Raw genomic sequence first — 19,045 nt, forward strand, 5'->3', positions numbered from 1 at the left:
GCGGGGAGGGGCTTTTCTTTGTCCGCTGGGCACCGCATGATGCGGCATGATCAAACACAGCCTGCTCGCCGCCCTGCTCCTCCTCGCACCCGCCACTGCGAACGCGAACGATGCCACCCCCGCCGCCGACCCGGCGCGACTGAAAGCCGACGTCGAAAAGCTGGTGTCGTTCGGCACCCGCCATACGCTGTCGTCGGCGACCGATCCGAAACGCGGCATCGGCGCGGCGCGCAATTGGAGCTCGGCCGAGTTTGCACGCATTTCCAAGGCCTGCGGCGGCTGTCTGACCGTAGAACGGATCGCCGATCGCTTTGACGGACCGCGCGCGCCGGACGGCGTCATCGTCGAGAATGTCCTGGCGATCCAGAAAGGCAGCGGCGACCCCGCGCATGTGATCATCATCGCCGGGCATATCGACAGCCGGGTCAGCGACCCGATGAATTTCACCGCCGACGCCCCCGGCGCCAACGACGATGCGTCGGGCTCCGCGCTGGTGATCGAGGCGGCGCGACTGTTGTCGAAACAAAAGCATCGCGCGACGATCGTCTATGCTTTGTTGTCGGGCGAGGAGCAGGGATTGTGGGGCGGGCGCCTGCTCGCGCGCCATGCCAAAACAAAAGGTTGGGCGGTCGCGGCGATGCTGAACAATGACATCGTCGGCGGCATCAAGGGAACCGACGGCACGATCGTCGATAACCGCGTGCGGGTGTTCAGCGAGGGGATTCGTGCGTCGGAGGATCTGGCGGCGCAGCTCGCGCGGCGCGGGATCGGCGGCGAGGACGATGGTCCGTCGCGCGCGCTGGCCAAGGCGGCGATCCGCGCCGGAAAACACAGCCCCGCGATCGGGCTTGAGGTGCTCGCGGTGCGGCGTCCCGACCGCTTTCGTCGCGGCGGCGATCACCTGCCGTCGCTCGAACTCGGTTATCCGGCGATCCGCTTCACCGTCGGAGTCGAGGATTATGACCATCAGCATCAGGATCTGCGGACCGAAAACGGCCGCAAATTTGGCGATACGGTGGACGAGATGGATTTTACCTATCTGGCCCGCGTCACCGCGCTGAACGTCGCGTTGGCCAGCGAGCTTGCCGCCGCGCCGCCCGCCCCTGCCAGCGTCAGCATCGACGGTGCGGTCAGCTCGAACACGACGGTGACCTGGACGCCGGTCAAGGATGCTGCCGCCTATCGCATCCATTGGCGGCGGAGCGACATGCGAGACTGGACCGACAGCAAGCAGGTGGCGGGCGATGCGGCGACCGGGCTGGTGCTGCCCGGCGTCGTCATCGACGATTATTTCTTCGGTGTTTCAGCACTTTCAGCTGATGGCAGCGAAAGTGTCGTCACGTTCGGCGGGCTGCCTCCGGCGCAATAATTACCGAACACGCTATACGAATATTTACCTTCTGCGGTTACCGCGAGAACGGGACCATAATCATCGGTCGACGTGGGGGTCGGGCGACAGCGATGGGTCGCGCCATGTCAATTCCTGAGGCTCCCCCAGCCTCACCTCCGCCCGACGCACAGCGCCAGCCGCGCCAGTCACGGCTGGTCAAGGCGGCGCTGGCCTGCACCCGGCTCGGCCAATTCGATGTGACGATCCGCAACGTGTCCGAAACCGGCATCGGCGGGCAGGCGCCCGGCGCGCTGCACATCGGCGAGCGGATCACGGTCTTTCTGCCGGGGCATGAACCGATGCTGGGCACGGTGCGCTGGGTCGCGGGCACACGTTTCGGGATCGAAACCGACCGCCCGGTCGAAACCAGCCGCCTGCGCGCCGCGCACGGCAGCGGAGCGCCTGCCGCCGAACATATCGCGGGTTTCGAGATCGTGCCGCCGCCAATGGCGCCCGCCCGGCGGCCGGGACTGGTGCTGGGCGCCGCCCGACCCGCGCAGTTCGGGCGCAGCGTGTGGCAGGACAAACGGTAGTGGGGGGATGAGGATGGGCCAAGTTGGCGCTGGCTGCGTCGCGATATGACCGTCGCCCCCGCGAAGGCGGGGGCCGCAGTCGGTTTAACCCAGCGACGAAAGAATGTCGCCTCTCGCGGCCCCCGCCTTCGCGGGGGCGACGACAAAATGGGCAACCCGACCCCAAACGAAAACCGGCGCGGATCGCTCCGCGCCGGGTTCCCTCGGTAAACTTGGTTCGAAGCGTTACGCGTCAGGCGACGCGGCGCACCTCATTGCCTTCATCGTCGATGTCGCGCAGGACATAGCCGCGGCCCCAGACCGTCTCGATGTAATTTTCGCCTTCGCACGCCAGCGCCAGTTTCTTGCGCAGCTTGCAGATGAAGACGTCGATGATTTTGAGCTCGGGTTCGTCCATGCCGCCATAGAGGTGGTTCAGGAACATTTCCTTGGTCAGCGTCGTGCCCTTGCGGAGCGAAAGCAGCTCGAGCATCTGATATTCCTTGCCGGTCAGATGCACGCGGGTCGTGTCGACCTCGACCGTCTTGGTATCCAGGTTGACCGCCAGCTTGCCGGTCTTGATGACGCTCTGGCTGTGGCCCTTCGAGCGGCGGACGACCGCATGGATGCGGGCGACCAGCTCGTCGCGATGGAACGGCTTGGTGACATAATCGTCGGCGCCGAAGCCGAACGAGCGCACCTTTGAATCCATTTCGGAAATGCCCGACAGGATCAGCACCGGCGTCTGCACCTTCGCAGTGCGGAGCTTTTTCAGCACGTCATAGCCGTGCATGTCGGGCAGGTTCAGGTCGAGCAGGATGATGTCGTAATCATAGAGCTTGCCCAGGTCCAAGCCTTCTTCCCCCAGATCGGTGGTATAGACGTTGAAGCCTTCGGTCGTGAGCATCGTGTCGATCGCCTTGGCGGTCGTCGGCTCGTCCTCGATCAGCAATACACGCATTGGGCACCCCTTGATTGTTTCCCACGACAGCCCTGCCTTTTCGATCACCTGGCTATCGTGCGATGCCACCGACCGACCCCTCTTGCGGACTGCCGGAACATTAACCACGAAACTAATGAAGGGAAAAGGTTAATTTTGATTTAACCCGCGGAATCCGGCGAGTCGCGGCCAATGCACGACCGCTTCAGCGTCTCAACCAGATGGTCCGACAGCGCGCGCACCCGCGCCGGACGCAGCCGGGACGGCGGCGACAGCAGGTGCAGATAGGCCTGCGGCATCGACCAGTCGGTCAGGATACGGACAAGCGCCCCCGACGCCAGCGCCTCCTCCGCGATAAAGTCGGGCAGCACCGCGATGCCGCCGCCCGCGATCAGCAGCGGGATCATGATATCGCCATTGTTGGTGAACAGCGGACCGGTCGGGATCACCGTCGCTTCCTCGCCGCCGCGATGGAAGTGCAGCGGCAGGGTGCGCTCCCGGTGGCCGTAACCGATCAACCGATGCGATCCGAGATCGAGCGGGTGGCGGGGGGTACCGCTTTGTTCCAGATAGGCGGGGCTGGCGATCACCGACGCGGCGACCGGCGCGATCGTCCGCGCCAGCAGGCTCGAATCCTCCATGCTGGCGATGCGCAGGCTGAGGTCGATGCCCTCGGCAATCAGGTCGTGGCGCGCATCGCTCAGCATCACCTCGATCTCGACCGCCGGGTGCATCGCGAGGAACGCGGCAAGCGGCGCGCCGAGCACTTTGATCCCGAAACTCATCGGCGCAGCGAGGCGGATCGGACCCGCCAGATCGACGCGGTCGCCGCGCGCCGCCTCGGTCGCTGCGGTTGCCGCTGCGACCATCGTATGCGCTTCGCCAAGCAGCCCCGCGCCGGCGGTCGAGACGGTGACCGTGCGCGAGCTGCGATGGAGCAGCGCGATACCGAGCGATGTTTCGAGGCGGGTGACCGCCTTCGACACGCTCGCCTTTGACATGCCCAGTGTCGTTGCCGCGGCGGTAAAGCTGCCGCTGTCGGCAACCGCGGCGAAACAGGCCCAGCCTTCGTAATCGGGTAGCGACATCATTTTCCTCTCTTTCGCGCCGAGGATTGCCCCCGTCACCGCGTCATTGCGAGCGAAGCGAAGCAATCCAGAGCGGTTTACGCACGCTCTGGATTGCCGCGTCGCTTCGCTCCTCGCAATGACGATTGAGGTGATTCTGGAAACGATAGATTTCTATCTACGCTATTTTAGAAACAATCCCAATCGCTATCTTGTCCTCAACACCGCAGCATCGCCGGGCATCCCGCTACGGCGCGGCGCGACAGAAAGGACAAGGCCATGATCGACATTCGCAAATTCGACACGCTGGGCCACGCCGACCACGGCTGGCTCGACGCCCGCCATCACTTCTCCTTCGCCAACTATTATGACGAAGGCCGGATGGGCTGGGGTGCGCTGCGCGTCTGGAACGACGACGCCATTGCGGCGCAGTCGGGTTTCCCGCCGCACCCGCACCGCGACATGGAAATCATCACCTACGTCCGCACCGGCGCGATCACCCACCGCGACAGCATGGGCAACAGCGGCCGCACCGCCGCGGGCGATGTCCAGGTGATGAGCGCCGGCACCGGGGTGACCCACAGCGAGTTCAATCTGGAGGACGAGGAAACTACCTTGTTCCAGATCTGGATCATGCCCGATCGTGATGGCGGCAACCCCGGCTGGGGCGCGCGGCAGTTTCCTCAGGCCGATCGCTCGGGCCAGTTTGTCACGCTGGCGAGCGGCATCGAAAGCGACGCGGACGCGCTACCCATTCGTGCCAATGCCCGCGTCGCTGCGGCGACGGTGAACGCCGGTGAGAGCGTTTCCTACGATCTCGAAGCCGGACGCCACGCCTATCTGGTTGCCGCCAAGGGTCGCATCCGGGTCAACGGCACCGAAGCCGACCCTCGCGACGGCATTGCCCTGCGCGATGTCGGCACGATCACCGTCGAGGCGATCGACGACGCCGAACTGGTGCTGGTCGACAGCCTCTGACGACCGCTTGGGCCGCCGCCTTGTCCCCTCCCTTGAGGTGGCGGCCCGCTCTGGTGCCGCGAGTTTCCCCCCCGGCTCGCGGCACCTCCCCTCCCGTCCCCTTCAAGTCCGACCCAACCCAAACAAAAAGGATTCATCCCATGTCCCATATTCTTCGCATCGACGCCTCGGCCCGCCACAGCGGTTCGACCACCCGCCAGCTGACCGACCAGCTCGTGACCCGCCTGGTCGAACGGGACTATGGCGCCGCGGTCACCCGCCGCGACCTCGCGGTCACCCCGCCCGCGCTGCTCACCGAAAGCTGGGTCGGTGCCAACTTCACCGACGATGCCGAGCGCAGCGACGACCAGCGCGCTGTCCTCGCCCATTCGGACGAACTGATCGCCGAACTCGAAGCCGCCGACACGATCGTCATCGGCGTTCCGGTCTATAATTTCGCCATCCCAGCCGCGCTGAAGGCCTGGATCGACCAGATCGCCCGCGCCCGCCGCACCTTCCGCTACACCGAAACCGGTCCCGAAGGCCTGCTGACGGGCAAGAAGGCCTATCTGGTCGTCGCATCGGGCGGCGTGCCGGTCGGCAGCGACTATGATTTCGCGACCGGCTACCTCCGCCACGTCCTCGGCTTCGTCGGCATCACCGACGTCACGATCATCGCTGCCGACCAGCAGATGATGGACGGCGAAGCGATCGCCCGCGCGACCGCGTCGATCGAAGAGTTGAAGCAGGCGGCCTGAATTCCAATCCTCCCTGTGGCGAAGCCATGGGGAGGATTTCTCTTCATCGCTATTCTGGAATGCTGAATGTCAGGAATCGAGCGGTTGCGGACGTTCCGCATTTCCTGACTTCGTCATCCCCGCGCAAGCGGGGACCCAGAGCGTGCGTCGGCGGGCCTGTCCCTGGGATCCCGCTTTCGCGGGAATGACGAGCGTGGGGTATGTCCGCTCCCCACTCCAAAGCCGACCCTTTCTCCGCTGGCCCGGTAACCTTTCCGCTTTCGGCGGACCTTCGCTGCGCCTATAGCGCGCCATGCTCCTTTCAGACCGTGTCCTGTTCCTCGATGGCGAAGCTCTTGTTATCGACAAGCCCGCCGGCCTGCCGGTCGACGCTCCGCGCGACGGCAGCATCAGCCTGGAAAACCATCTCGACCTGCTCAAGTTCGGGTTCAAGCGCTGGCCGCTCGCGGTCCACCGGCTCGATCGCGACACCTCGGGCTGCCTGCTCCTCGCGCGAAATCCCAAAGCGCATGGACGTTTCACCCGGGCGTTCGAGGACCGCGAGGTCCAAAAACAATATCTGGCGATCGTCGATGGCGTTCCCGACGCCGACAGCGGCACGATCAACCTGCCGCTGAGCAAGGTATCGACCGCCGAAGAGGGCTGGCGGATGGTCGGCGATGCGAAAGGCAAACCGTCGATTTCGCATTGGGAAAAGCTCAGCGTCGTCGATGGCCGTAGCCTGCTGCGCTTCCGCCCCGAAACCGGCCGCACCCATCAGATCCGCGTCCACGCGCTCGAAGGCCTCGGCTTCGCGCTGGTCGGCGATCCCGTCTATGGCCGCGGCGGCACCAAAACCCGCACTTTGCTCCACGCTGAACGGCTGGTGGTAAAACGTGACGTCAAGCCGTCAGTAATTGCCGAGGCACCCTTCCCCGACAGCTTCATCGCGCTGGGCTTTGCGGCGCCGGAGGGCGCGGCACCGACCCGTGGCTGACATCCCGGAAAGCGCGCTAACGGAGAAGTTTCTCGCCGGAACCGGGCCGGGCGGGCAGAATGTCAACAAGGTCGCAACCGCGTGCCAGCTGCGCGTCAATGTCTTTGCGCTGGGCCTGGCGCCCGATGCCTATAAGCGATTGAAAACGCTGGCGGGTAGCCGGATGACGAGCGAGGGCGAGCTGATCATCCTAGCGCGTCGCTATCGGACCCAGGAAGCCAACCGCGCCGACGCCCGCGCCCGCCTGTCGGACCTGATCGACGCCGCGCTGATCCGTCCCGAACGCCGCATAAAGACCAAGCCAAGCAAGGCCGCCAAGGCGCGCCGCGTCGATACCAAAAAGGCCCGCAGCAACGTCAAAGCCGGACGCGGGCGGGTGCGCGGAACCGACTAGTCGGCTGGAATGACAAGCCTTTACCATCTCGACGCGCCCGCCGCCGCGATCGCCGCCACGTTCGGGGCCGAAGCCGGGGATGACCCATGGCGCAGCGATTATGTCGCCCCCGGTCGCCCCGCGCCGGTGATCGTCAGCGACGGTCGCGGCGGTGCACGCCGCTTTCTGCGCCCCAAGCTATGGGGCGTCCCCCCGCCGCCGCGCGGCGACCGGCCGGTCACCCACGTCCGCAACCTCACCAGCCCGTTCTGGATCGGGACGCTGCGCCACGCCGAACTGCGCTGCCTGATCCCCGCCACCGCCTTTGCCGAGTGGTCGGGGCCCGAGGGCGCGCGGCGTCAACACTGGTTTTCGGTGCCGTCGCAGCCGATCTTCGCCTTGGCCGGCATCCATCGTCAGGGTGAGGATTGGCCCTGTTTTGCGATGCTGGCGACCGACCCCAACCGGCTGGTCGGCCGGTATCAGCCGCACGCGATGCCGCTGATCCTGCATCCCGACCAGCACGTGACCTGGCTGAGCGGCGAATGGCGCGATGCGGTGGCACTTGCGGTTCCCTATCCCGGCCAATTGATGGCGGTCGGCGACGCCCCGCCCGCTTGAGCAATTTTCACCATGTTTCTTCACTTCGAGGTAACCACCGGCGCCGTAAAAGCGGGCGAATCAAATCACAACCGCTGGGACCAAAACAGTGTTGGGGAATCGCATCATCGAGGCCAAACGGCCTGCCACCACCGGCCGCCGCGCCGAACGCGCACCGGTTCAGGCGCGCGCGCGCTATCGCGAAGCCGGGCTGAACCCGTTTGACGTCGAACTGTTCGACCTGTCGTCGACCGGCTTTCGCATGGTCACATTTTTCCGGCCGCAGATCGGCAAACATATCTGGGTCAACCTGCCCGGGCTGCAACCGCTCGAAGCCATCGTCCGCCGCGCCGACGGCAACAGTTACGGGTGCGAGTTCGTCCACGCGCTGCACCCGTCGGTGGCGAAACATTTGCAGGTGAAGTTGCGCTAAGCTCGGACCCGGCGATCAAACCGCCGGTTTTTCCGACTTCTTCAAAATATGCGCCCACTCGGCCGGCGTCACCCTCGCGACCGACAGCCGCGACTGCCGGATCAGGTCCATGTCGGCGAGTTTCGGATCGGCCTTGATCGCCGCCAGCGTCACCGGGTGGGTCAGCGCCCGCACCGGCGCGACGCGCACCACGACCCAAGGCGACCCTTCGTCGGCGGTCGGATCGGGAAAGGCGGTTTCGGTGATGCGCATGATCCCGACGCATTCCTTGCCGATATTGCTGTGATAAAACAGCGCCTCGTCACCGACCCGCATCGCTTTCAGATTGAGCTTCGCGGTATGGTTGCGCACCCCATCCCAGATGCCGGTGCCTTCGCGCACCAACTGCTCCCACGGATAGGCGTCGGGTTCGGATTTCATCAGCCAATATGATTTTGCCATGGCGCTCTCTTAGCAAGCATCGGCGGTTTGAAAAGAGCGAGCCTCTTTCCCTGCCCCGCCGACACCCCTACATGCGGGAACAGAGTCGCGGTGGCGCACGCCCCGCCCCAAATTGGATGATGATAATATGACCGCCGCTGTTCCCACCATCTCGATGGCGCTTCCCGCCGACCAGTTCGCCAAAGACTTTGGCGCGTCGTTCGAACGCTTCGGTTTTGCGATGATCACCGATCATGGCATCGACCCCGCGCTGATCGACGATGCCTGGGCGAAAGCGAAGGACTTCTTTGCGCTGCCCGAGAAGGTCAAGCGCGCCTATCACATCCCCGGCGGCGGCGGCGCGCGCGGCTATACGCCTTTCGGGACCGAGATCGCCAAGGGCGCGAAGGAAGTCGACCTCAAGGAATTCTGGCACGTCGGCCGCGACCTGCCAGCCGGGCACCGGCTCGCCGCGCAGCAGCCGAACAATGTCTGGCCCGCCGAGGTCGAGGGCTTCCGCGCGGTTTATGACCAATTATTCGCCGAGTTCGACCGCGTCGGTGGCCAATTGCTGTCGGGCATCGCGCGCTACCTGGGCCTCGCGCCCGATTTCTTCGACGACACGGTGCTCGACGGCAACAGCGTGATGCGCCTGCTCCATTATCCGCCGGTCGAAGCGCCCGCCAAAGGCATCCGTGCCGAGGCGCATGAGGACATCAACACCATCACGCTGCTGCTCGGCGCCGAAGAAGCCGGGCTCGAAATCCTCGACAAGGACGGCAGCTGGCTCCCGGTCAGCCCGCCGCCGGGCGCGATGGCGGTCAATGTCGGCGACATGCTGCAACGGCTGACCAACAACAAGCTCCCGTCGACCACCCACCGCGTCCGCAACCCCGACGCGGGCCGCGCGAGCGTCGCGCGTTACTCGATGCCGTTCTTCCTGCACTTCCGCTCGGACTATCCGATCGAGACGCTGGAAAGCTGCATCGATGACGCGCACCCGAACCTGTATCCGACGTCGATCACGGCGGATGAGTATTTGCAGGAGCGGCTACGCGAGATTGGGCTCAAGAAGTAGCAAACCCCTCGTTCGTCACCCCGGACTTGATCCGGGGTCCATACCTGAGCCTTCGTCTGGATCCCGGATCAAGTCCGGGATGACGAGAGAGGGGAGGCTGCTTTGGGGTGGAGAGCTGCTATTCCCCAAATTCGTCATCCCCGCGAAAGCGGGGACCCAGAGCGTGCGTAGGCTAACCCCACCCTGGGTTCCCGCTTTCGCGGGAATGACGAAGTTGTAAGGTCCGGAACGTCTACTTCCGGTCGTTCATTGCCCTACCCCCCTCCCAATATTCAAAAACCCCATGCTGCTGCTCGCGGATAAACCGCGCCGCCGGTGCGCCCTCCCACGGGCCGTCATAGCCGAGCAACAGCGCCGTCCCGCCGACCCACCAGCCCTGCCCCGGCAGCCGATCGCTTTCGCGCACCACCAGCACCGCGAGGTCGGGCTCGCCGTCGAGCGCGCACAGCCGGTCGACCTCGGCCAAGGTCTTGCACAGCGCGCGCATCTTGGGGCGGGTGAAACGGAAGCCCAGATCGCCGAGCAGTTCGGAATAGCTGACCGCGCGGCCCTCGCGCGCGGCTTCGGTCAGGATGGCGCGGATGCGCGGCGCGTCACTGAGGGCGCTGGCGTCGGCGGCCAGCGCCTCGCCGCCTAGACCTTGGTCTTTGGCGGCCACGGGATGAATCCGGAAGTGCGCGCGACATAGGCGGCATAGTCGGGCCGCGTCTTGTGCAGCCCCTTTTCGAGCAGCGCCTTGCCCGACCATTTGGTCAGGGTGAAGGTCAGGAACAGCGGCCCGATCACAGTCGCCAGCGCGACCCACGGCCCGATATCGGCGGCGATCAGCCACAGCCCCCACCAGGTCAGCGCGTCGCCGAAATAATTGGGGTGGCGGGTGTAGCGCCACAGCCCGGTGTCGAGCACCTGCCCCTTGTTCGCGGGATTCTTGCGAAACGCGTCAAGCTGCGCATCGCCGATCGTCTCGAACGCGATGCCGATCAGCGCCGCGACCACCCCGACGATGGCGAGGATGCCGACGCCGTCCGCGGCCGCGCCGCCGCTCGCCCAGATGCCGATCTGCGCAGGCAGGCACGTGATGAACAGCAAGGGCGCCTGCGTCAGGAACACGGTGAGCAGCGCCGTCTTGGCCCAGCTCCACTTTTTCGTTTCCATCGTACGCGACAGGATCTTGGCATAGCGCGGATCCTCGCCCTGTTTGACCCAGCGCAGCCCCAAATGGAGCGCGAGCCGCAGCCCCCACAGGCTGGTCAGCCCGAGCAGCAGCTTGGCATGCAGCGCGTCAAACCCCGCCTGCCACGCCGCGCCCCACGCCAGCAGCACCATGCCGAGCGCCCAGAAGGCATCGATGAACGACACGTCGCGGATCGCCACCGAAATCGCCCACAGGATCAGGATCACCCCCAGCAATCCGGCGAAATTGAGGGCCAGCATCATCAGCAGTTCGGTCATGCGCGCATCTCCATCTCGTCCGGGCCGTCGTCGTCGCCGACAATATCGTCGATCGAGCGCACCGCGCGCTCGGGGATTTTGGGGATGCAGGTGCGATACACCTCGAGCACCTTGAGCATGTCGGCGCGAAAATCGCCGCTGGGCCAGATCAGCGGGCCGAGCCCGCCGGTCTTGGTCCCGTAATCCATGAAGCCGACGACCATCGGCACCTTGGCCGCCAGCGCGATCTGATAGAAACCGGTGCGCCATTTCGTCGTCTTGCCGCGTGTCCCCTCGGGGGCGACGGTCAGCATGAATTCGGCGCGGCGCGCGAACTCGGCGACCATCTGCTCGACAACATTGCCGCCGCCGCGGCGATCGACCGGCACCCCGCCCATCTTGCGGATGAAGCCGCCGAGCGGCCAGCGGAACAGCGACAGCTTGGCCATGAAAAAGGGACGAATTTTCAGATCGGCGGTCAGGCCAAGGAAATTCACAAAGTCCCAATTGCTGGTGTGCGGCGCCGCGATCAGGATGAAGCGTCGCGGTTCGGGCACCGCCCCGACCGCTTTCCAGCCGCGCAACCGGTATAATGCCAGCAACAATCGGCGCACCGCCCGCGCCACCCATCCCGGCGGCTGATCGTCTATCCGCGTCACATACTCTCCTCTGCCCACCGGACGGCTTGCGCGAAAGATCGGGGGTTCGCAAGGGGGCGCGGTCACGGCGGGTGGTGGCCGATGCTTTCTACTGACTTTTACGAGCAATCGAGGAGAGGCGATCGATGACAATGCGGGCGCCGCGGCTTTGTCCGTGCTGCCGATTACCATATCATGATATTTCTGCCTGCCGCGCGCAGAAGCCGCGGCGCTTGTCGTGGCGATTTTTCACGAGCGGATGGATTTGCGGCACGGCGTCCCCGATCGCCCTTTGCCTTGCTGCGCTAGCCTTGCTATCGCGCCGCGACCATGGCGACCACCACCGACGATCCCGACAATCCCGAACCCGTCCCCGGCATGATCGACACGCCGTTCGGCAGCGCGCTGTCCGAACGCTATCTGGTCTATGCGCTGTCGACGATCACCGCGCGTTCGCTGCCCGATTTGCGTGACGGGCTGAAACCGGTGCACCGCCGTTTGCTGTGGGCGATGCGCGCGATGCGGCTCGATCCATCGCAGGGATACAAGAAATCGGCGCGCGTCGTGGGCGACGTCATCGGCAAGTTCCACCCGCACGGCGATGTCGCGGTGTATGACGCGATGGTCCGCCTCGCGCAGGATTTCTCGCTGCGTTATCCGCTCGTCGATGGTCAGGGCAATTTCGGCAATATCGATGGCGATAACGCCGCCGCCTATCGCTATACCGAAGCGCGGCTGACCCGCGTCGCGGTCGACCTGATGCAGGGGCTTGACGAGGGCACGGTCGACTTCAAGCCGACCTATAATGGCGAAGATGAAGAGCCCGAGATCATGCCGGGGCTGTTCCCCAACCTGCTGGCCAATGGCGCCAGCGGGATCGCGGTCGGCATGGCGACGAACATCCCGCCGCACAATGCCGCCGAAGTGATCGACGCGGCGCTGTTGCTGATCGAGAATCCGCGCGCCGAACTGTCCGAACTGCTTGAGCATGTCAAAGGCCCCGATTTTCCGACCGGCGGCATCGTCGTCGACAGCGCCGAGACGATCGCCCACGCCTATGCCACCGGCCGCGGCGGCTTTCGCGTCCGTGCGCGCTTTTCGACCGGCAAGGCCGACGGTGCGTGGGAGGACAGCGGAATCGAAAAACTGCCCGGCGGCACCTGGCAGCTGGTGATCAGCGAAATCCCCTATGGCGTCGCCAAGGGCAAGCTGATCGAACAGATCGCGCAGCTGATCGCCGACAAGAAATTGCCGATCCTGGAAGATGTCCGCGACGAGAGCGCCGAGGATCTTCGCATCGTCATCGAGCCGAAAAGCCGCAACGTCGATCCCGACATCCTCAAGGAAAGCCTGTATCGGCTGACCGACCTCGAGAGTCGCTTCGCGCTCAACCTCAACGTCCTTGACGCGACGCGGACGCCCAAGGTGATGGGGCTGCACCAGTTGCTCACCGAATGGCTCCAGCACCAGATCGTCGTGCTCGTCCGCCGCGCCCAGCATCGCATCAACAAGATCGACGATCGGTTGGAACTGGTCGCCGGTTACATCATCGCCTTCCTGAACCTCGATCGGATCATCGAAATCATCCGCACCGAGGATGAGCCCAAGCCAGTCATGATCGCCGAATTCGTCCTGACCGACCGCCAGGCCGAGGCGATCCTCAATATGCGGCTGCGGTCCTTGCGCAAACTCGAGGAAATGGAGCTGAAGCGCGAGCAGGCCGACCTCACCGCCGAGCGCGAGGAGCTGGTCAAGCTGGTCGAAAGTCCGCAGCGTCAGCGCACAAGGCTCCGCAAGGATCTGGAAAAGCTGCGCACGGTGTACGGGCTCGATACGGTGCTCGGGGCGCGCCGCACGACGATCGCCGAGGCCGCCCCGGCGCGCGACATTCCGCTCGACGCGATGATCGAGAAGGAGCCGGTGACGGTCATCCTGTCGAAACGCGGCTGGATCCGCGCCCAGCGCGGCCACGTCGCCGCTGACCAATGGGGTGAATTCAAGTTCAAGGAAGGCGACGAGCTGTTGTTCGCTGCGCACGCCCAAACCACCGACAAGCTGCTGATCGCGGCAAGCGACGGCCGCTTTTTCACCATCGGCGCCGACAAGCTGCCCGGCGGGCGCGGCTTTGGCGAGCCGCTGCGGTTGATGGTCGATATCGATCCCGAGGCGAAGATTGTCGCGATGGTCCCGGCGAGCGCCGAGGGCCGCCTGCTGCTCGCCTCAACCAGCGGCCATGGCTTTATTGCCCAGATGGGCGAAGTCGTCGCCGAAACCCGCAAGGGGCGTAACGTGGTCAACCTCAAGACCGGGGCCCAGCTGGCGATCGTCCGCGCCATTGGTCCGGGCGACGACAGCGTCGCGGCGGTCGGTGACAACCGCAAGCTGGTGGTGTTCCCGATCAGCGAAGTGCCGGTGATGGCGCGCGGCCAAGGAGTGATGCTGCAACGCTACCGCGACGGCGGGCTGTCCGACGCGGTCAGCTTTGCCTTTGCCGAAGGGCTCAGCTGGGCGATGGGCGGCGACACCGGCCGCACGCGGACCGAAACCGACCTCGTGCCATGGCGGGTCGCGCGTGGCGCCGGCGGGCGGATGCCACCGACCGGTTTCCCGCGCAACAATCGTTTCGGCTGATCGCATAATCCGGTTGCCGTAAATAGCTTCTTTACTCCCCGCCCCTTAGGTCATGACCAATGGGGAAAGGTCGCACAAAACCCGCTATCATGCCTATTGATCGAACCGGCGAAGACCGGCCCTTGTTGTTCGTCGGTTGGATCGACGCACTCCCGGTGCCGGCGGCGCTGATCCGGCCGCTCGCGCGCGGCAATTTTCGGCTGCACGCCAGCAATGCGGCGTTCGACCGGTTGCGCCTGTCCCCCATCGGCGCCGACGCGCCGATCGAATTGTTGCGCGCGATCGAACGTGCCGCGCAGCAGCCCGACGACACCCAGGAATTTTCGTGCCAACTCGGCGACGGCGTCGCTGCGCGCGATCTGCGCGGCTCGATCGGACCGCTGCCCACCGAATCGGGCGACGAGAGCCTGTTCCTGCTAACGCTGATCGACCGCACCCAGGAAATGATGACCGAGCGCAATCTGCGCCGCGAACTGGTGTCCGACAGCCTGACCGGCCTGCCCAACCGCGCCGGGTTCGAGGAGCTGGTCGAACAGCGCGGCGCGACCGACGGGGTCGGCGCCGACCATGCCATCCTGCTGCTCGACCTGGCCCGGTTCAGCCGCATCAACGAACATATCGGGCCGATGGCGGGCGACGAACTGATCATCACCGTCGCGCGGCGGCTGAAATCATCCTTGCGCAGCGGCGACATATTGGCGCGCACCGGCGGCGACGAATTTGCCATTTCGTCGCGCATCGCCGGCGGCCGCGCCGATGTTCGCGAGATGGCACGGCGAATCCGGGGCTGTTTCGACCACCCCTTCCGCATCGGCGAGTTGAAGGTCAGCGTCGATTGCGCGATCGGCTGTGCGATCCAGCCCGCGGCCGAAAAGGACGTCGCCGACCAAATTCGCCACGCCCAGATCGCCCTGAAACGCGCCAAGCAAACCGACCGCATCGAAATCTATGAACCCGAATCGGCGATGCTGTCGGACAATCGCTTCGGTCTCGAAACCGAACTCCGCAACGCGATCGAGGAAGACCGGCTGCATCTGGCCTTTCAGCCGCTGATCGAGTTGGCGACCGGTCAGGTCGCCGGGTTCGAGGCACTCGCGCGCTGGGACAAACAGAATGGCGAGTCGATTTCGCCCGCCGAATTCATTCCGATCGCCGAAGATTCGGGGCTGATCGTCCCGCTCGGCCAATGGGCGATCGGCAAGGCGGCAGCGGTGCTCGCCGACTGGGACAAGCAGAATGGCGGCACCATCGTCGATTGCTATTTTTCGGTCAATGTCTCGGCGATCCAGCTGCTGCGCGACGACATCGCCGCGGTCGTCCGCCAGGCGATGGCCAAGCAGCGGATCGGCGGCGAGCGGCTGATGATCGAACTTACCGAAAGCGCGATCATCGGCGACCCCGACCTCGCGCTGTCGGTGCTCAGCGAATTGAAGGCGCTCGACGCGCGCGTCGCGATGGACGATTTCGGCACCGGCTATTCCAACCTCGCCTATCTCCAACGCTTGCCGATCGACGTGCTCAAGATCGACCGCAGCTTTGTCGAACATATGGTCGACGACCGCGACAAGGTGGCAATCGTCCGGACGATCCAGAGCCTGGCCGAAGTGCTGGGAATGAAAACCACCGCCGAGGGCGTCGAGACGGCCGACCAAGCGCGGCTGCTGTCGGCGCTCGGCTGCGATTTCGGGCAGGGCTATTTGTTCGCGCGGCCGCTGGAAAGCGGCACGGCGCTCGATTTCTGGCGTCAGTCGCTGGTGCGGCCGATCTTCTGATCGACCAGTTCGGCAACCCGCGCCGCATCAGGAAAATCTTCGGCAACCCACGCCGCTTCGACATCCTTCAGGATGCGCGCGACCTCCGGCCCGACCGCAATCCCGCGCGCGACGATTTCGCCGCCTTTGACCGGTAGCTGCGGCACCTCCCAACCATTAAGGTCGCGCACGGCGGCCGATTCCACCGCGATCAAATGCACGTCACGCGCCGCCTCGGTTCCGATCGCATGCGCCAGTTGCCGGATCGGGCGCGCGGTGTTGCCACGATGCCCCGCGACAGCGGCCAGATATTTGCGCTGGCGTGTCGATAGCCGCAGGCGGCTGGCCACCTGTTCGGCGGTCGCCGGGTCAGGAGGAAGCAGCGCCGCCAGTCGGCGGTGCGCCGCAACGGATATGCCTGCCACCTGCTCATTGGCGATCAGCCGATCGAGCGTCGCGGCAAAACCCGGATCGAGTTCGGGGAGCAGCACCGCCAAAATGCCATCGACCGCCATCTGGCCGACAATGGCGCGCGGGTCGGGCAGCGCCAAAATCTTGGTCAGTTCGTCGGCGATGCGTTCGCGCGACAGGCTTTTGAGCGACTGGCGCGCGGTGACCACCGCAGCGTGGCTGACGGCATCAAGGGTGCCGCGGCCGAACCGCGCCGCGAACCGGTAGAAGCGCAGGATTCGCAGATGATCTTCGGCGATCCGCGTTCCGGCATCGCCGATAAAGCGCACGCAACCGTTTTTCAGATCGTCGAGGCCGCCAAAATAGTCATCGACCGCGCCAGTGGCCGGATCGGCATACAGTGCGTTGATGGTGAAATCCCGCCGCGCCGCATCGTCACGCCAGTCATCGGCAAAGGCGACCGTCGCCCGTCGCCCGTCGGTTTCGACATCGCGGCGCAGCGTCGTGATCTCGTGATGGTCGCCGCTGGCGATCGCGGTCACGGTGCCGTGCGCGATGCCGGTCGGGATGACCTTGATGTCCGCCGCCGCCAGTCGCCGCGTCACCTCCTGCGGCAACAACGGCGTCGCCAGGTCGACGTCGGTGACCGCCAGCCCCAGCAACGTGTCGCGCACCGCGCCGCCGACGATCTTCACCGCCCCGCCATCGGCGACCAGCGCCGCGACGATCCGGCGCAATCCCGGACGCGACCGCCATTCGGCGTCGGGCAGCACCGTCATCGGTGCCAGCCCGTCGGCATCCGCCGCGCCAGATTGATGATGATGCCCGCCGTCACGCCCCAAATCCGCCGCCCTTGCCAGTCCATGTCATAATAATGCCGATCCTGACCCTGCCAATGCGCCTGCTGCCGCTGATAGTTATCGGGATCGAACAGCGTGTCGAGCGGCACTTCAAACCAGTCCTCGACCTCATCGGGGTTGGGATCGAGCGGCAGGTCGGGCGGGATGACGCCCAGCACCGGGGTGATCCGGTAACCGCTGCCCGACGAATAGGCTTCGGTCACCCCTGCAACCATCACGTCGCGGCGATCGAGGCCGATTTCTTCCTCGGCCTCACGCAGCGCCGCATCGACCGCGTCGCGGTCGCCGGGGTCGATCTTACCGCCAGGAAACGCGACCTGCCCCGCATGGCTGCGCAGCCATTGCGGGCGCTGGGTCAGGATGACGCCGGGGTCGGGACGGTCGGTAAAGGCGATCAGCACCGCGGCGTCGCGCAAGGTCGGTGTGCCCAGATACGCCTCGTCCTCGCCCGCATCGGGGAGCAGATTGTCCAGCGCGACCCGCAGCTTTGCCGACAACATCAGCAACCGACCAACGGAAATTGCACGCCGTTCGACCAGATCGCGGGGGGATCACTTTGGTCGGCCAGCGCCATGTCGACGATCTCATAATAGAGCGCACGGTCGATCCGGGCTTCGAGGCCGTTGCCGATGGCGCCGCGGACGTGCAGCCGCGGGTCGGGACTGTCGGGGTCGGTGCCGAAGGTCAGCGGATACTCGGGCCCGGCCATGACCAGATCATCGGTGTCGAGGCGGAACACGAGCGAGCGAGCGCGGCCTTCGCCCTCACTCTTCATCTCGACCGCGCGGAAAGGCAGATCCTCGACCGCGATGCTCAGCTTTTCCGCGGGGGTAACCAGCACGTGGCTGCCATCGGCTTCGCGGCGCAGGATCGTCGAAAACAGCTTGACCATCGCGGGCCGGTTGATCCGCCCGCCCTCATGATACCAGCTGCCGTCGGCGCGAATTTCCATGAAACTTTCGCCGCTGCGCTCGGGGTGCCATTGCTCGACCGGCGGCAGTTTGCGCGCCGCGAGCAGTTCGGCGGCCTCGGTGAGCGACAGTTGCGCGAAGTCCTTGGGAAGCGAGGGCGCGGGTGTGACCATGGGACCGACATAGGGGGCGAGGCGCGCTGCGCAACCCCGCTGCCCCTCCAACCAGGTCGTCACCCCGGCGAAGGCCGGGGTCTCGCCGCTGCGTCAGGCAGAGACGGTGAGATCCCGGCCTTCGCCGGGATGACGATCGTGTAACTATCTCGGCCCGATCATCCCCGCACCCATCGGCAGCCCATGCCCGTTCACCGCGCGCGCCAGCAAACGCCGCTTCTCATGCGGCCCCGGCAAATCCCACGCGCCCGTCGCAGCGGCATCGAAGCCAAAAAAGCGCCCGTAATATTCCGGATCGCCGATCATCATCAGCGCCCCGTCGGCGGCAGTCTCTGCCGCTGCCAGCATATGCGTCATCAGCATCCGGCCATGCCCGCCGCGCTGAACGTCGGGGCGCACCGCGACCGGACCGACCATCACCAGCGGTGTCGCTGTGCCGTCGGCGGCGCGATGCGCGACCGGCCAGCACTGAATCGTCCCGATCAGCACGTCATCCTCGACCGCTGCAAAGCTGAGCGCCGCCACCGCCTCCATGCCCTGCCGGATGCGATAGGCGGTTCGTCCAAAGCGGTCGCTCCCGAAAGCCGCGTCGAGCAAAGCCTCGACCGCCTGCGGTGCAATGTCCGATAATGGAAGTAACTCGACCAACGCGCGCCCTTTCGCTAATGCGGCGGCGCTTTAGGGTCCGGGGTCGACATTGCAAAGTCGAATGTCGCCGCGGCAGGAACAGGATTT

General features: G+C 65.3%; 21 protein-coding genes. 11 read left to right on the plus strand and 10 right to left on the minus strand.

From position 1 onward, the window contains the following. The first annotated feature begins 46 nt into the window (after window positions 1-46). Both J2X44_RS15625 and J2X44_RS15630 read left to right on the plus strand, forming a co-directional pair. Entirely contained in the window at window positions 47-1,369 is a 1,323-nt protein-coding gene (locus tag J2X44_RS15625; protein ID WP_310086027.1) for a M28 family peptidase, read from the plus strand. A gap of 104 nt (window positions 1,370-1,473) precedes the next feature. Next, window positions 1,474-1,923 carry a PilZ domain-containing protein gene (locus J2X44_RS15630; protein WP_310086029.1) on the plus strand — a complete coding sequence of 150 codons (450 nt, stop codon included), beginning with the start codon at window positions 1,474-1,476 and terminating at the stop codon, window positions 1,921-1,923. A 232-nt stretch (window positions 1,924-2,155) separates the two neighbouring features. Here J2X44_RS15630 and ctrA read toward each other — a convergent pair whose 3' ends face one another. Both ctrA and J2X44_RS15640 read right to left on the minus strand, forming a co-directional pair. Then, window positions 2,156-2,863: a response regulator transcription factor CtrA gene (ctrA, locus tag J2X44_RS15635; RefSeq protein WP_088443381.1), complete on the minus strand. Its 708-nt coding sequence runs from the start codon at window positions 2,861-2,863 to the stop codon at window positions 2,156-2,158. 140 nt (window positions 2,864-3,003) lie between these two features. Further along, window positions 3,004-3,933 carry a LysR family transcriptional regulator gene (locus J2X44_RS15640; protein ID WP_310086035.1) on the minus strand — a complete coding sequence of 310 codons (930 nt, stop codon included), beginning with the start codon at window positions 3,931-3,933 and terminating at the stop codon, window positions 3,004-3,006. A gap of 255 nt (window positions 3,934-4,188) precedes the next feature. Between J2X44_RS15640 and J2X44_RS15645 the strand changes: the two genes are divergently transcribed. From J2X44_RS15645 to J2X44_RS15670, 6 genes are all read left to right on the plus strand, one after another. Then, window positions 4,189-4,887, plus strand: a complete 699-nt coding sequence (locus J2X44_RS15645; RefSeq protein ID WP_310086037.1) for a pirin family protein — start codon at window positions 4,189-4,191, stop codon at window positions 4,885-4,887. A 140-nt stretch (window positions 4,888-5,027) separates the two neighbouring features. Next, window positions 5,028-5,624, plus strand: coding sequence for an NAD(P)H-dependent oxidoreductase (locus J2X44_RS15650; RefSeq protein WP_310086040.1), 597 nt, complete (start codon window positions 5,028-5,030; stop codon window positions 5,622-5,624). Between the two features lie 292 nt (window positions 5,625-5,916). Further along, a complete protein-coding gene (locus J2X44_RS15655; RefSeq protein WP_310086042.1) occupies window positions 5,917-6,600 on the plus strand; it encodes an RNA pseudouridine synthase in 684 nt (227 codons plus the stop codon). Then, a complete protein-coding gene (gene arfB, locus J2X44_RS15660; RefSeq protein WP_310086045.1) occupies window positions 6,593-6,994 on the plus strand; it encodes an alternative ribosome rescue aminoacyl-tRNA hydrolase ArfB in 402 nt (133 codons plus the stop codon). The genes J2X44_RS15655 and arfB overlap by 8 nt, the downstream gene beginning before the upstream one ends. 9 nt (window positions 6,995-7,003) lie before the next feature. After that, window positions 7,004-7,594: an SOS response-associated peptidase family protein gene (locus tag J2X44_RS15665; protein ID WP_310086047.1), complete on the plus strand. Its 591-nt coding sequence runs from the start codon at window positions 7,004-7,006 to the stop codon at window positions 7,592-7,594. Window positions 7,595-7,682: 88 nt separating this feature from the next. Further along, window positions 7,683-8,006: a PilZ domain-containing protein gene (locus J2X44_RS15670; protein ID WP_310086049.1), complete on the plus strand. Its 324-nt coding sequence runs from the start codon at window positions 7,683-7,685 to the stop codon at window positions 8,004-8,006. A 15-nt stretch (window positions 8,007-8,021) separates the two neighbouring features. Here the strand turns inward: J2X44_RS15670 and J2X44_RS15675 are convergent, their stop codons facing one another. Then, window positions 8,022-8,447 carry an EVE domain-containing protein gene (locus J2X44_RS15675; protein ID WP_310086052.1) on the minus strand — a complete coding sequence of 142 codons (426 nt, stop codon included), beginning with the start codon at window positions 8,445-8,447 and terminating at the stop codon, window positions 8,022-8,024. Window positions 8,448-8,574: 127 nt separating this feature from the next. On the opposite strand from J2X44_RS15675, the gene J2X44_RS15680 reads away from it, so the two are divergent. Then, entirely contained in the window at window positions 8,575-9,504 is a 930-nt protein-coding gene (locus tag J2X44_RS15680; RefSeq protein WP_310086055.1) for a 2-oxoglutarate and iron-dependent oxygenase domain-containing protein, read from the plus strand. Window positions 9,505-9,736: 232 nt separating this feature from the next. On the opposite strand, the gene J2X44_RS15685 is transcribed toward J2X44_RS15680, so the two are convergent. Genes J2X44_RS15685 through J2X44_RS15695 form a run of 3 tightly spaced genes read right to left on the minus strand, consistent with a single transcriptional unit; the run spans window position 9,737 to window position 11,594 of the window. Next, window positions 9,737-10,162 carry a ribose-phosphate pyrophosphokinase gene (locus J2X44_RS15685; RefSeq protein ID WP_310086058.1) on the minus strand — a complete coding sequence of 142 codons (426 nt, stop codon included), beginning with the start codon at window positions 10,160-10,162 and terminating at the stop codon, window positions 9,737-9,739. Continuing rightward, complete coding sequence (locus J2X44_RS15690; protein ID WP_310086060.1) at window positions 10,138-10,956, minus strand: DUF1295 domain-containing protein; 819 nt, start codon at window positions 10,954-10,956, stop codon at window positions 10,138-10,140. The genes J2X44_RS15685 and J2X44_RS15690 overlap by 25 nt, the downstream gene beginning before the upstream one ends. After that, a complete protein-coding gene (locus tag J2X44_RS15695; RefSeq protein ID WP_310086061.1) occupies window positions 10,953-11,594 on the minus strand; it encodes a lysophospholipid acyltransferase family protein in 642 nt (213 codons plus the stop codon). The genes J2X44_RS15690 and J2X44_RS15695 overlap by 4 nt, the downstream gene beginning before the upstream one ends. A gap of 309 nt (window positions 11,595-11,903) precedes the next feature. Here J2X44_RS15695 and parC point away from each other — a divergent pair, with 309 nt between their 5' ends. Then, entirely contained in the window at window positions 11,904-14,204 is a 2,301-nt protein-coding gene (gene parC / locus J2X44_RS15700) for a DNA topoisomerase IV subunit A (protein WP_310086063.1), read from the plus strand. An 89-nt stretch (window positions 14,205-14,293) separates the two neighbouring features. After that, a complete protein-coding gene (locus J2X44_RS15705; RefSeq protein WP_310086067.1) occupies window positions 14,294-15,976 on the plus strand; it encodes an EAL domain-containing protein in 1,683 nt (560 codons plus the stop codon). On the opposite strand, the gene J2X44_RS15710 is transcribed toward J2X44_RS15705, so the two are convergent. The 4 genes from J2X44_RS15710 to J2X44_RS15725 form a co-directional block, all read right to left on the minus strand. Next, the gene (locus J2X44_RS15710) at window positions 15,949-17,145 is read right to left on the minus strand and encodes a CCA tRNA nucleotidyltransferase (RefSeq protein ID WP_310087087.1); all 1,197 of its coding nucleotides are present in this window, start codon (window positions 17,143-17,145) and stop codon (window positions 15,949-15,951) included. The genes J2X44_RS15705 and J2X44_RS15710 overlap by 28 nt on opposite strands. Next, the gene (locus J2X44_RS15715; RefSeq protein WP_310086069.1) at window positions 17,142-17,726 is read right to left on the minus strand and encodes a CoA pyrophosphatase; all 585 of its coding nucleotides are present in this window, start codon (window positions 17,724-17,726) and stop codon (window positions 17,142-17,144) included. Before J2X44_RS15715 ends, J2X44_RS15710 begins: the two co-directional genes overlap by 4 nt. Beyond that, window positions 17,726-18,310: a DUF1285 domain-containing protein gene (locus tag J2X44_RS15720; protein ID WP_310086071.1), complete on the minus strand. Its 585-nt coding sequence runs from the start codon at window positions 18,308-18,310 to the stop codon at window positions 17,726-17,728. Before J2X44_RS15720 ends, J2X44_RS15715 begins: the two co-directional genes overlap by 1 nt. 144 nt (window positions 18,311-18,454) lie before the next feature. Next, window positions 18,455-18,958 carry an N-acetyltransferase gene (locus tag J2X44_RS15725; RefSeq protein ID WP_310086074.1) on the minus strand — a complete coding sequence of 168 codons (504 nt, stop codon included), beginning with the start codon at window positions 18,956-18,958 and terminating at the stop codon, window positions 18,455-18,457. Between the last annotated feature and the right edge of the window lie 87 nt (window positions 18,959-19,045).

This window comes from Sphingopyxis sp. BE259, assembly GCF_031457495.1.
Classification (GTDB): Bacteria; Pseudomonadota; Alphaproteobacteria; order Sphingomonadales; family Sphingomonadaceae; genus Sphingopyxis.